Below are 13,351 nucleotides of genomic sequence, written 5' to 3'. Positions count from 1 at the left end.
ACGAAAGCGCTGCACAAAAATCCGAATCGAAGGCTCAGTTGCTTTCGGCGCGCAGCCGGTTGGCATCCTGCAGCGGCGGGAAGCCGAACAGCCGTTTGTATTCGCGGTGGAACTGCGAGAGGTTGTCGTAACCGACGGCACCGGCCACCAGCCCCACATCACGGGGTTGCTTGAGCATCATGCTGCGCGCCGCGAACAGGCGCAGGCGCTTCTGGTATTGCAGCGGGCTCAGGCCGGTGGCTTCCTTGAAATGCTGGTGCAGCGAAGACACGCTCATGTTGGCGTGGCGCACCAGTTCGTCGATGCGCAGCGGCGCGTCGTAATGGGCCTTGATCCACTCCACCGCGCGGTTGACCTTGAAGGTGCGGCTGTCGGCGACCAACGCCTGGCGCAGGCGCATGCCCTGGCTGCTCATCAGCAGACGGTAGAGAATTTCCCGCTCGATCAACGGTGCCAGCACCGGGATGTGCTTGGGGGTGTCCAGCAGCTTGGCCAGGCGGTAGGCGGCTTCCAGAACATCCAACGGCAACTCGCCAGCGCTGATACCCACGTCGTGCTGCGGCGCTTCCGGCGGCGCAAGCTGATACGCGGCGACCAGCTCGGCAACTTGCCGCAGGTCGATCTGCAGGTAGAAACACAGATAGGGACGCTCGCGGCTGGCCTGCTCTACCCGGCCGGTGACCGGCACGTCGATGGAGGTCACCAGGCAGTGCTCGGTATCGTAGTAGTAGGCGGCGTTGCCGGCGAACACGGTCTTGGCGCCTTGCGCTGCGAAGATCAGCGACACCTTGGCGAAGGCCGCCTGCTCCTTGCCCGGCGTCGAGTAGCGCAGGAAGTGCAATGCCGGGATAGCGGCCATCGGATGCTCGCCATCGACCGGTGCATAACGGCTGGCGATATCGGCGAGCGCCGCGGTGATCTCGGCACGGCTGGTGGGCAATTCAGGGGCTTGAACGTGAGTGCTCATCGCATAAGTCCGGGATTGGGCAGCGCAGTGATCAATCGTACACAAATCCGTCGCCGCGCCAATATCTAGAGTCGCAAGTGCTTGCGCAGGATGCTGCTCAGCAGGTTCGCTGCGGGGTCTTCCAGTGCTGCTCTGGCGCGCAGCAATACCACTTCGTGCGCAGCGATGGACGGAAGTTCGTCCAATATCCGCATACCTGCCGTAATCCGCGAACGGTCGATCAGGCTCACGCCCAAGCCTGCTTCGACACAGGCTTCCACAGCCTGGCTGGACGGGCTGCTCAACACCACCCGCCAAGCCCGCCCCGCCTGATCCAGCGCAGCGATCATGGCTTCGCGGTACGAACAATGCGCCGCATGCAACGCCAGGGGAATCGGATCGGGCAGTTCCGCCGCCAGGAGGCCGCTGCCGACCCATACCGGCGTGGTAGTCGCCAGGGCCTGGGACGAAGCAGTCGGGCCGATTGGCTGCACTACCACCGCCAGGTGCAGTCGCCCGCGCTCGACTTGCCGGCGCAGGGTAAAGCTGGGGGCGGTGGCCACATCCAGCATCACGTTGGGCCAGGTGGTTGCGAACAACGGCAGTACATCGCGAATGACGTGCACTGCGTATTCGTCGGGCACCCCCAATTTGATATGCCCGGCCAGGTGAGTGCCGTGCAGTTCGCCCAACAGTTTGTCGTGACGGCCCAGCAGGTCGCCCGCTGCGGCCAGCAACCGGCGGCCCAGCGGCGTCAAGCTGACCGACTGGTTGTCGCGCTCCAGCAAGCGGCCACCGGCAACGGCCTCGAGCCGCTGGATGTGCATGCTGATGGCCGCCGGGCTGCGGTGGACATGCTCGGCAGCAGCGCGGAACTGTCCGAGCTGGGCGACGGCTTGGAACGTGCGTAACAGTTCGATATCCAGAACCTGATTCATGGTTTCGATTTCCTGAACCACAAGGTAAGTAGATTTTGATTTATCCAACCAGCGCATGGCCTTAAGGTCAAGGTATTCGTAGGCCTTGCCGACCAGAGAGGTGCCCATGTCCGACACAGATGCTCCCGCGGTAGACCGTGGCGCCACGCGTGCTGGATTGCGCGGGGCGCGGGTCTTCATTCCGCTGCTGGTACTGGAAGCAGCGCTGGTGCTGGCATGGAGCTCGGGCTTCGTGGGCGCGCGCTTCTCCATCGACCATGCGCCCGCATTCCTGGTGGTGTTCTGGCGTTGCGTGGTGGTGTCGGTCGTGCTGCTGCCCTGGGCCATGGCGCCACTGCGCCGCGCCTCCCCCGCTGTGCTGCTACGCCATGCCGGCATCGGTTTGCTGGCAATGGCGGGCTACCTGGCGGGCGTGGTCAAAGGCATCGAACTTGGCGTTCCCGCAGGGCTCGCGGCCTTGATCGCTGATCTGCTGCCGCTCGGCACGGCATTGCTGGCGCTACTGCTGCCCGGCAACCGACTTGGCTGGCGTGGCTGGGCCGGGCTGGTCATTGGGTTGCTGGGCGTACTGCTGGTGTCGCGCGATGCGTTGGAGTGGGGCAATGCGCCGACGTGGGCCTATGCCCTGCCGCTGCTGGGCATGGTGTCGCTGGCGGTGGCGACGCTATGGCAGAAGCAAGCGCACTCCGACGTGTCCCTGGGGATGCTGCCCTACCTGTGGCTGCAGTGCGTGGTCTCGGCGCTGGTGTTCGCTTGGTTGGCGAGTCTGGAGGGCAGCTTGATGCCGGTAGCGAGCAGCGGATTCGCCTTGAGCGTGCTGTGGACCGCTGCGGTGTCCACGCTCGGCGGCTATGGCCTGTACTGGATCTGCCTGCGCCGCTCCTCGCCCACCCGCGTGGCCAGCGTGCTGTACCTAAGCCCGGCAGTGACGTTGCTATGGGCCTGGGCCATGTTCGGTGAGCCGCTGTCGTGGTTGATGCTGGTGGGCACAGGCGTATCGGGTGTGGGAATTTGGATGGTGGTAAGGTCAGAGCGGGCGTCGTCCTGACGCGGCGTTGCGGCGCTCTGGGACGAAATCGATCGGTGATAAACCTCAATCAACCACGCGGCAGCATGCCTTTCGACGATCCTGCCGCGGATCATTGCCAGACTTGTCTGGGCGCTTGCTCAGGTACCGCTAGCGGCCAATTCTTCGGAACGTCGGCAGGCAGCCGTCGCAGCCCTAGCCACCAGCTCACGCAATGAGGCGTCCTTTTCGAACACCGCTATCGCCGCTGCGGTGGTGCCGTTGGGCGAGGTGACCGCGCGGCGCAATGACGCGAAATCGGCGCCATCCTGGGTTTGCAGGGCTGCGGCCCCTCGCGCGGTTTGCGCCGCCAGGCGGGCGGCCAATTCAGGTGGCAGCCCAAGGCGCACGCCGGCTGCAGCCAGGGCTTCGCTGAACAGATGGTAGTAGGCTGGCCCACTGCCGGAGACGGCCGTTACCGCATTCAACAGCGCTTCATGCTGCACCCAATGGGCGCTGCCAACCGCCGCGAAGAGCCGGGTTATTGTTTCACGCCATTGCTCGCCGATAGCGCTGTCGGCGTACAACACCGTGCAACCCTCGCCCACCAGCACCGGAGTGTTAGGCATGGCACGCACCACCGTAGCTCTACCGCGCAGTGCCTGCACGAGGCTTGCGCTGGTAATGCCCGCCGCGACCGAGACGACGGCCGCGCCTGCGCACGCTGCGTCGGGCAATGCGGCCAGCGCCTCGCACGCGTAGGCAGGCTTGACCGCGACCACGATCAGGTCGAAGACGATCGGCGGAAGTTCCGTTACCTGCTTGTAGAGGGTGATGCTGTCGCTCGCGGCCAGGTGAGGGTCGACGACACTGATGCCGTCGACCAGCCCTGCCGCCAACCACGCCTCGCCGATGGCGCTACCCATGCGCCCATAACCAATGAAAAGTGCGTTCATGTCGATCCTCCTGCGTGTGTGCCGGACCCGCTGGGTTACCCTTTGCGCCCGGCGTGGGTGGTGTATCAGGTCACGGGCTTGGCATGACCGGCGGCGTGTAGGTGAAGGTCGACATCAGCAGCGTGGCAAGGATGATCATCACCGGGAAGTGAAAGACGAACTGGATCGAGGTGTAGCCGATCAAGTCCTTCGAGCGCAGGCGCAAGATACCGAGCAGCGGCAGCATCCAGAACGGGTTGAGGAAGTTCGGCAGGGTTTCCGAGATGTTGTACACCATCAGGGTCCAGCCGAGGTGGGCTTGCAGGTCGTTGGCGGCTGACATGATATACGGGGCTTCGATCACCCATTTGCCGCCGGCCGAGGGAATGAAGAAGCCGAGAAACGCCGAGTAGCCACTTACCAGGAACGAGAAGGTACCGGGGTCGTTGGCAAAGCTGACGAACCAATGGGCGATGACATCGGACACCGTGTGACCGTCGACCCCCACGACCTTGGTCAGCATGTAGCCAATGCCGCCGTAGAACGGAAACTGCAGCAGCACCCCGGAAATGCTCGGCATCGCCTTGGCGAAGCTTTCCAGGAAACTACGCGCGCGCCAGTGCAGCAACAGGCCGAGCAACAGGAACACGAAGTTGTAGGCGTTGAGCTGGGACAGCTTGATCAGCGGGTTGCCGTCCTTGAAGGTCTCCCACAGCCACCCCGCCGCCAGCAGCACGACGATGAGCGTGAGGATCGGCGAGTGCTCCAGATAATCGCCGGGGCGCTGCCGCTGGAACTTCGGCATGTGGTCTTCACCGACATCGATACCCAGGTCCTGGGCGGTCTTGACCCGTGCCTCACTGGGCGCGGTCAGGTAGCAGATCAATGCGGAAAGGCCCGTCACGACCAGGATCACCACGAGGTTCTGCCAGGTCAGAATGGTCTGGTCGAACCCGATCACGCCGGTGATCGGCAGCAGCGAGCTGGGAATGCTCTGGGGGGTCGCCTGGAGCTGCGCTGCCGAAGAGCTCATGCCCAAGGTGAAGCCGCAGCCGAGACTCAGGTAGGCGGCGGCGCCCGCGGCACGATAGTCGAGCCGCAGGTCGGTGCGCCGGGCCATGGCCCGCACCAGCAACCCGCAGAAGATCAGGCTCAGCCCCCAGTTGACCAGCGACAGCACCAGGCTCAGCACACCCGTGAACATCACCGCGCCACGCGAGGTCTTGGGAATGCCTGCCAGGCGTTGCAGGCACCAGGCGATGGGCGGCGACATCGCCAGCACATAACCGGTGATCGCCACCAACGCCATCTGCATGGTGAAGGGGATGATGCTCCAGAACCCCTCGGAGAACGCCTTGCTGATCTCGGTGGGCTTACCGCCGTTGAGCAGCGCCGCGAGAGCGACCAATGCACAGGCCGCTACGACGAACACGTAAGCGTCGGGAAACCACCTCTCGGAATAGTGCACGATCCGTTGTGAAGCGCGTTCGATCAAGCCTGCCTTGGCTTCTTGGTTCATCTGCGTACTAGTGGATGCGGTCATGGGGCACCTGCGATAGCGTTATGGTTGGGCAGAGGGTTCATCGGCTGATGGTCAGTGGCTCGAGGGGTACGGCGCGGCATGTCAGGCATCTGTCGGCAGGGCCGTCGTACGCGCCGAGGTGGGTCACTCGTCCTGAGACGATCTTCACCGAACAGCTTTCGCACTGGCCGACCCGGCAGCCGCTCGGCAGGGCGACCTTGGCGCGGTCGGCGGCATCGAGCAGGGTGCCGAACGCGGGCTCCCAGGGGAACGTAACGTCCTCCCCCGCCACGATGATCGGTTGCGGCGCGAGGTCGGTCGGCACCGAGGTTTCGACGCTGAAGGTCTCGTCGAAGATGTCGTGGTTGGCGAACCCGCGCGCGCGCAATCCCGCTCGGGTGCTTTCAAGGAACACTGGCGAGCCGCAGAGGTAGGCCAGCGGGCGGGCGCTCAGCAGGTCGTCGCCGATCCATGCGAAGTCCGGCCCGGCGCAATGATCGAAGTCCACGCCCAGGCGGTCGCTTTCCAGCGCTTCCCAATACACCGTGATGAGTTCGAGACAGGGCAGCTTCGCGGCCAGTTCGGCGATTCGCGACTTGAAGGGATGGTAGTGGCCGTTGCGGCAGATGTTGATGAGCAGCACGCGCTCGGGATGCCGGTCGCTGAGGGCGAGCGCCTCGAGGTAGCCGAGGAACGGCGTGATACCGATGCCGCTGCCCATCAGCACCAGGGGGCGTCGAGACACTACCGGCATGGCGAACACTCCGGCCGGTTCGGTGAGCTCCACCTTGGCGCCCAAGGGCAGTTCATGCAGCCGGGTGGACATCAGCCCATCTGGCTGGCCGGGCATCTGGGCCAGGCGTACGCCGATTTCCAGGCGCTGGCTGCCTTCGTTCGGGCCGATCAACGAATAGAAGCGCTTGAGGTCCTCGCCCGGCAATTTGACGGCGATGTGTTGGCCGGGCAGGAAATCGGGCATCGCCGCCCCGTCCTCAGGTGCGAACACCAGCCGCATGACGTCCGCCGATTCCTGGCGCCGGGCCGCCAGGCGAAACGGCTTGTAGCCGACCCAGCGCCCTTCGTTGAGCGCGGTGGCCCGCGTCACGTTGCAGGCCACAGCGCGCAGTGGCACTGAGCCACTTACCGGGTCCCGGTGTGCGTCGCTGAGAATCGCGTTGATGCTCGATGAGCCGCTGCCGATGCCGCTGGGCACCCCAAGCCCGAGGGGCTCGCAGCCCTGCCACCAGCCGAAGTCGGCGATTACCACCTGCGGGTGCAGGCGCGCGTCCAGGGTGGCTTGCAGGTACGCATGTCCGCCCGGCGTGTGCACCGCAACCCAATCGTTCTCGGCGATGCCGTTGCGCTCGGCGAATACAGCGGACAGTTGCACCCGTGGCGTGGGCGACTTCTTCCTCAACGAAGGAATATGCCGGTGCGAGGAATGCACGAACCACCCCGACTTGGCGGTGGACAATACCAGCGGATAAGCGGGGTCGGCGCTATCGCTCAAGGGCGAGCCATGAACTTCGGCAAACACCGGCAGTGGCGGCTGGCCAATATTCAGCAAGGTTTCCGCATACAGCTCGACCCGTTGCGAGGGTGTCTTGAAACCTGGCGGGGCGCACGCGTCGTGTTCTGCACGGTACTTCTCGTAGCGAAACGGCTGGGGAAAGCGGATGCCTTCCGGCCGTGCGCGCAGGTCGTCCACTGTCACCCCGAGCGGTTCCAACTGGTGGTTCCAGGCTGCGTCGATGGAGCCACCGAAGAAGGCGTCGTCCAGGCCCATCCGGGTCGCCAGGTCGAAGACGACCTCCATGTCCGACCGGCATTCACCAAGGGTGGGCAGCATCTTTGCCCTGAGCTGGATATGTTCCACCGCCGCCTGGGAGATTTCGAAGCCGCAGCGCAGCGCTTCGCGCTCCCAGGGCATGCTGGCCGGAAGCACGATGTCGGCATTTTCCGCGCCAGGGTTCATGAACATGTCGACATGCACATGGAACTCCAGCGCCCGCAACGCCGCTTGGTTGCGGGCGGTGTCGGCCTGGGAAACCAGCAGGTTGGTGCCGAACGACACCAGGTCGGTGACCGCGTACGGCGCCCGCTCCAGGACGGCTCGGGCGAAATCCCTGGCGGTAATCCAGCCAAGGCTGGGCGGCCCCAGGGGCATCTGCTCAAGGCCGAGCGCTTTGTGCCGCTGGCCCTCGCCCAGCAGCGACGGGTAATGGTTCATCACGCGCCAGGGCGGCGCCACCGTCCACAGGTTGCCGCCCTTGCGGTCGCAGGCGCCGGTCAAAGCGTACAAGGTCGCAATGGCCCGCTCGGTCTGGGTGGCGTTGCCGTGCTGACCGACGCCGGTCCAGGTGTGGTAGACCAACCGGGGGGAGTCGACGAACAGGGCGTTGAAGGCCCTGATCTTGTCTTCGTCTATCCAGGTCAGGTGCGCCACGTGCTCGACGTCGTAAGGCGCGACCGAGCGTTCCAGCAGAAGCAACGCCGAGGCGTACCGGCGCACCCGACCGCTCGCATCGGTAAGCTGGCCTTGCACCCTGAGCCTGGGTTGCTGTGCAGCGCACGTGGCAAGGCTGGGAGTGGACGGGTCATCACCCACCGGTATCACCAGGGGCAAGCCTTGCTCGAGCCCGATATCCGTGCCCCGCAGCAGCATGCCGCTGTCCACATCGACCAAGTGAGGGGCGTTGGTCCAATGTGTGACGAATTCGGCATCAAAGCGATCAGTCGCCAGCAAATGCCGGATGGCGCCGAGCGCCAGCGCCGCATCTGCGCCGGGGCGGATGTTCATCCACAAGTCGGCTTGTTGCCCGGAGCCATCGGACTTGGGGTCGACCACCACCACCTGCGCACCCCGCTGACGCGCCGCAGCGACCCGTGAAGCTTGTGCCAGCCAGGTACGCGCCGGGTTATGCCCCCACAGGACGATAGTGTCCGCATGCTCCAGGTCCGGCACGCCGATGCCGCGCCCAAATGTGAGGGCGTGCGCGTAATCCTTGTGCCAGCCGCAGATTTCCACGGCATAGATGAGGTTGGGGCTGCCGAAACTGCGTACGAACCGCTCGACCCATTCGTAGCTGTCCACCATGGGCGTGCCGCTCGGCGTGGTAACCGCGAAGGCCACCGCCTCGGCACCTCGGCGGGCGCGGGTGTCCAGCAGCCGGGCGGCGATCTGGTCGAGCGCTTCTTCCCAGGTGATTTCCGCCCAGCGTGGTGCCCCCTCGCCCCTCGGCGTGAGACGCCGCAATGGCTTGGTAAGCCGCAGGTGGCTTTCGATGTGCTCCGGTGCCGAGCGGCCCTTGGAACAGAGGGCGCCGCCGGTGGGATGTTCCGGGTCCGGCTTGACCTCGGCCAGTCGGCCGTCTCGAACATGGTTAATGGATCCGCATCGCGAGCGGCACAGGGTGCAGTAACCCCTGATCATTTGGTCCATCGGGCAGGCACTCACAGGCTGATAATAAGTAAAGCGTCACGCGCTACTTAAAACCTAGCACAACTCGTGCCCACTGAAATCAGCACGATCCAGACCGTAAATAGACCCATAAATGCGCGCAAATGGTGCACTTCACGCGATCAAGAGGATTTTTTGGCACACGAGTAGCGCGCTACTCGTGTAGAGCGGTAACGCTTGCTGGAAACAATGGTGACATTGGTTCGACGTGGTAGCTGTCGAAAGGCAGTGACCGCTAGGGTTTCAGATGGCATCGCGGCGCCTACGGACGTTCGCCGTCCGATCTCGCTACCTGGGCCAAAAAGGGGGAGAAGTTACCTACGCGACTCGCCTTCCTTCACGCTGCTCCGCCGGCATCTTTGAGCGCTTCGAGGAAGATCGGCTGCCAATCGAGAATGTGCGGTTTCACCAGTTCGGCGGCCACGGCGCTCTTGCCATCGCAGATGAGCCGGATCATCTCGAAATGCTCCTGCACCGACTTCGACTGGCGCTCGCGGCCCGCCTGCGTTTCTATGCCATAGAGGCGCATGTTGTTTCGCAGGTCCATGATGAGCTGGGTCAGCTTGGGGTTACCGGCCAGCGAGACGAGGCGCTGGTGGAACGCCCGGTCCGTCATCACATAACCGACCGTGTCCCCCTGTTCGACACTCGCCTGCACGTCCTTGGCCAACCGATGCAGTTCCGCTTCCTCTTGTTCGGAACACCCCTCTATCAACGACAGTGCGAAGGACTCGAGCTGGGCGCGAATGCTGAACAGATCCTCGAGTTCCTTGGGCGAGGTGCTGCAAACGCGGAACCCCCTGTTGCGCCGCGGCTCGATCAGCCCAGCGTTGCTCAGTTCCAGCAGGGCTTCGCGAATGGGCGTGGTAGAGACGCCGAGCGATTTCGAAAGGCTCGGGACGGTGAGCAACTCATCGGGCGCGATCTGGCCCGAGACGATGCCGATGCGGATGTGCTGCACGATAGCCTCACGCAGGTTGCCGTCCGCGTGCGCGTCAGGGTTCCAATGTGGCGTTGGGGTTGATGGGTTCGCGAGGGAAGACATTCCTGGGGCTCCTGGCGGCGCAGCGATGCCGGGATTGTACCGATGACGGCGGAGGCTGTCCCGGCGTTGAGCAGGCAGGCCCTTCTTCGCCTCATGTCGCATGGTAGGGATGCCAAGTGCATTCAATACCTTGAGGCGCTGTGAAACCAGGGGGGCGGCTCATGCCACCTTTCGACTGATCAGATGCTTGTCCTGTGATCGGTAACGTTCTCGTGCAGCCGTTTCCCGACAGCGTGCCTGGCGATTCAAACGCTACCCGAACTTGCCAGGCCCAAAAAGCCGAAAGCCCGCAATTACGCGGGCTTCCGGGGTATTCCTTACCACTTGATGCCGGTCTATGCCGGACGCGGGATCATTCCCACTCGATGGTCGCAGGCGGCTTGCTCGACACGTCGTAGGTCACTCGCGAGATGCCGTCGATCTCGTTGATGATACGACCGCTGACAGTCTCCAGCAGCTCATACGGCAGGTGCGCCCAACGGGCGGTCATGAAGTCCACGGTCTCGACGGCGCGCAGCGCGACGACCCAGGCGTAGCGGCGGCCATCGCCGACCACACCCACCGATTTCACCGGCTGGAACACCACGAAGGCCTGGCTGGTCTTGTGGTACCAATCGGCCTTGCGCAGTTCTTCGATGAAGATATGGTCGGCGCGACGCAGGATGTCGGCGTACTCCTTCTTCACTTCGCCAAGGATACGCACGCCCAGGCCCGGGCCTGGGAACGGGTGGCGATAGACCATGTCGTACGGCAGGCCCAGCTCCAGGCCGATCTTGCGCACCTCGTCCTTGAACAGTTCGCGCAGCGGCTCGACCAGCTTGAGGTTCATTTCCTCCGGCAGACCACCGACGTTATGGTGCGACTTGATCACGTGGGCCTTGCCGCTCTTGGCGCCGGCCGACTCGATCACATCGGGGTAGATGGTGCCCTGGGCGAGGAACTGGATGTTCTCCAGCTTGCTGGCCTCGGCATCGAACACGTCGATGAAGGTACGGCCAATGATCTTGCGCTTCTTCTCAGGGTCGGCCTCGCCTTCCAGGTTGTCGAGGAACTGCTTCTCGGCATCGGCGCGGATCACCTTGACGCCCATGTTCTCCTTGAACATGGCCATCACCTGGTCGCCCTCGTGCAAGCGCAGCAGGCCGTTGTCGACGAACACGCAGGTCAGTTGGTCGCCAATGGCGCGGTGCAGCAGCGCAGCGACCACCGAGGAGTCGACACCGCCGGACAGGCCCAGCAGCACGTTGGCCGAACCGACCTGGGCACGCACCTGGGCAATGGCGTCTTCGACGATGTTCGAAGCGGTCCACAGGGCCTCGCAGCCGCAGATGTCCTGCACGAAGCGCGACAGGATGCGACCGCCCTGCTTGGTGTGGGTAACTTCCGGGTGGAACTGCACGCCGTAGTAGCCCAGGGCGTCGTCGTACATGCCAGCGATCGGGCAGCTCGGAGTGCTGGCCAGAACATGGAAGTTGCCTGGCATCTGGGTAACCTTGTCGCCGTGGCTCATCCACACGTCCAGGCCCAGCACGCCGTCGTCGTCGACATGGTCCTCGATGCCGTCGAGCAGGCGGCTCTTGCCGACCACATCGACACGGGCATAGCCGAACTCACGCAGGTCAGAACCTTCCACCTTGCCGCCCATCTGCTCGGCCATGGTCTGCATGCCGTAGCAGATGCCCAGCACCGGCACCTTCAGGTCGAACACGGCCTGCGGTGCACGCGGGCTGTTGGCTTCGTGAACCGACTCGGGGCCACCGGCCAGGATGATGCCGCGCGGGTTGAATTCGCGGATCGCTTCATCGTCCATGTCGAAGGGGTGCAGTTCGCAGTACACGCCGATTTCGCGCACGCGGCGGGCGATCAGCTGGGTGTACTGGGAACCGAAATCGAGGATCAGGATACGGTGAGCGTGAATGTCGAGGGCCATGACTCAATCTCGTCAGTGGAAATCGGAAACGACGCGGGGCTGTTCGTGACAGCCCCGCTTTGGGTTGTAGCTGGAAGCCTCAGCCTACGCGGTAGTTAGGGGCTTCTTTGGTGATCTGTACGTCATGTACATGGGACTCGGCCATGCCTGCACCGGTGATACGCACGAACTCAGGCTTGGTGCGCATCTCGTCGATGGTGGCGCTGCCGGTGTAGCCCATGGAGGAACGCAGGCCGCCCATCAGCTGGTGGATGATCGCGGCCAGGGCGCCCTTGTAAGGTACGCGGCCTTCGATACCTTCCGGTACCAGCTTCTCGGCACCGGCCGAGGAGTCCTGGAAGTAACGGTCGGAGGAGCCTTGCGCCTGCGCCATGGCACCCAGCGAGCCCATGCCGCGGTAGGCCTTGTAGGAGCGGCCCTGGAACAGCTCGACTTCACCCGGCGCTTCTTCGGTACCGGCGAACATCGAACCCATCATCACGCACGAGGCGCCAGCGACGATGGCCTTGGACAGGTCACCGGAGAAGCGGATGCCGCCGTCGGCGATCAGTGGTACGCCAGTGCCTTCAAGGGCGGCGGCGACGTTGGCGATGGCGCTGATTTGCGGCACGCCGACACCAGCGACGATACGAGTAGTGCAGATCGAGCCAGGGCCGATACCGACCTTGACTGCGTCGGCGCCCGCTTCGGCCAGGGCCTTGGCGGCAGCGCCGGTGGCGATGTTGCCGCCGATCACCTGCACCTGCGGGTAGTTCTCCTTCACCCAGCGAACGCGGTCGATCACGCCCTTGGAATGACCGTGGGCGGTGTCGACCACCACCACGTCGACGCCGGCGGCGACCAGGGCGGCAACGCGCTCACCGGTGTCCTTGCCGGTACCGACCGCGGCACCGACGCGCAGGCGACCCTGGTCGTCCTTGCTCGCCAGCGGGTAGGCCTTGGCCTTCTCGATGTCCTTGACGGTCATCATGCCCTTTAGGTTGAACTTGTCGTCGACGATCAGCACTTTTTCCAGGCGGTGCTTGTGCAGCAGCTCGCGGACTTCGTTCTTGTCGGCGCCTTCGCGCACGGTGACCAGGCGCTCTTTCGGCGTCATCACGTCGCGCACCTTGGCTTCCAGACGGCTTTCGAAGCGCACGTCACGGGAGGTGACGATACCGACCAGGTCACCGTTCTCCAGCACCGGAACACCGGAGATGTTGTTCAGGCGGGTAAGTTCGAACAGGTCGCGCACGGTGGCGTCGGCGTCGATGGTGATCGGGTCCTTGACCACGCCAGCCTCGAACTTCTTGACCTTGCGTACTTCGCCGGCCTGCTGGTCGATGGTCATGTTCTTGTGGATGATGCCGATGCCACCTTCCTGGGCCATGGCGATGGCCAGGCGCGCTTCGGTGACGGTATCCATGGCGGCGGAGACCAGGGGAATGTTCAGCTCGATGCCACGGGTCAAACGGGTCTTGAGACTGACTTCATTGGGCAGTACCTCGGAGTAGCCAGGTACAAGGAGGATATCGTCGAAGGTCAGGGCTTCTTGGCTGATACGCAGCATCGCGGGGGCTCCCGGGCGGG

Annotated in this window: 9 protein-coding genes; 1 reads left to right on the top strand and 8 read right to left on the bottom strand. The window is 64.0% G+C overall.

The genetic code is table 11. From position 1 onward, the window contains the following. Positions 1-34: 34 nt before the first annotated feature. Entirely contained in the window at positions 35-967 is a 933-nt protein-coding gene (locus RAC97_RS02175) for an AraC family transcriptional regulator N-terminal domain-containing protein (RefSeq protein WP_375100422.1), read from the bottom strand. A 65-nt stretch (positions 968-1,032) separates the two neighbouring features. Further along, on the bottom strand, positions 1,033-1,884 hold the full coding sequence (locus tag RAC97_RS02170; protein ID WP_375100423.1) for a LysR family transcriptional regulator: 852 nt from the start codon (positions 1,882-1,884) through the stop codon (positions 1,033-1,035). 106 nt (positions 1,885-1,990) lie between these two features. Between RAC97_RS02170 and RAC97_RS02165 the strand changes: the two genes are divergently transcribed. After that, complete coding sequence (locus RAC97_RS02165; protein WP_375100424.1) at positions 1,991-2,932, top strand: DMT family transporter; 942 nt, start codon at positions 1,991-1,993, stop codon at positions 2,930-2,932. Between the two features lie 119 nt (positions 2,933-3,051). Here the strand turns inward: RAC97_RS02165 and proC are convergent, their stop codons facing one another. The 6 genes from proC to guaB form a co-directional block, all read right to left on the bottom strand. Next, positions 3,052-3,846, bottom strand: coding sequence for a pyrroline-5-carboxylate reductase (proC, locus tag RAC97_RS02160; RefSeq protein WP_375100425.1), 795 nt, complete (start codon positions 3,844-3,846; stop codon positions 3,052-3,054). Positions 3,847-3,916: 70 nt separating this feature from the next. Next, on the bottom strand, positions 3,917-5,344 hold the full coding sequence (locus tag RAC97_RS02155; RefSeq protein WP_375100488.1) for a short-chain fatty acid transporter: 1,428 nt from the start codon (positions 5,342-5,344) through the stop codon (positions 3,917-3,919). A gap of 61 nt (positions 5,345-5,405) precedes the next feature. Continuing rightward, complete coding sequence (locus tag RAC97_RS02150) at positions 5,406-8,789, bottom strand: molybdopterin-dependent oxidoreductase (RefSeq protein ID WP_375100426.1); 3,384 nt, start codon at positions 8,787-8,789, stop codon at positions 5,406-5,408. A gap of 355 nt (positions 8,790-9,144) precedes the next feature. After that, positions 9,145-9,852 carry a GntR family transcriptional regulator gene (locus tag RAC97_RS02145; protein ID WP_375100427.1) on the bottom strand — a complete coding sequence of 236 codons (708 nt, stop codon included), beginning with the start codon at positions 9,850-9,852 and terminating at the stop codon, positions 9,145-9,147. A gap of 352 nt (positions 9,853-10,204) precedes the next feature. Next, positions 10,205-11,782, bottom strand: coding sequence for a glutamine-hydrolyzing GMP synthase (gene guaA / locus RAC97_RS02140; RefSeq protein WP_375100428.1), 1,578 nt, complete (start codon positions 11,780-11,782; stop codon positions 10,205-10,207). 79 nt (positions 11,783-11,861) lie between these two features. Further along, positions 11,862-13,331 (bottom strand): IMP dehydrogenase, encoded by a 1,470-nt coding sequence (gene guaB / locus RAC97_RS02135; RefSeq protein ID WP_375100429.1) that lies wholly within the window; start codon positions 13,329-13,331, stop codon positions 11,862-11,864. Positions 13,332-13,351: the final 20 nt, after the last annotated feature.

Source organism: Pseudomonas sp. LS_2, from assembly GCF_042709235.1.
Taxonomy (GTDB): domain Bacteria; phylum Pseudomonadota; class Gammaproteobacteria; order Pseudomonadales; family Pseudomonadaceae; genus Aquipseudomonas.
Note: the sequence above shows the minus strand (reverse complement) of the source record. Positions and strands in the feature narration are given on the sequence as shown.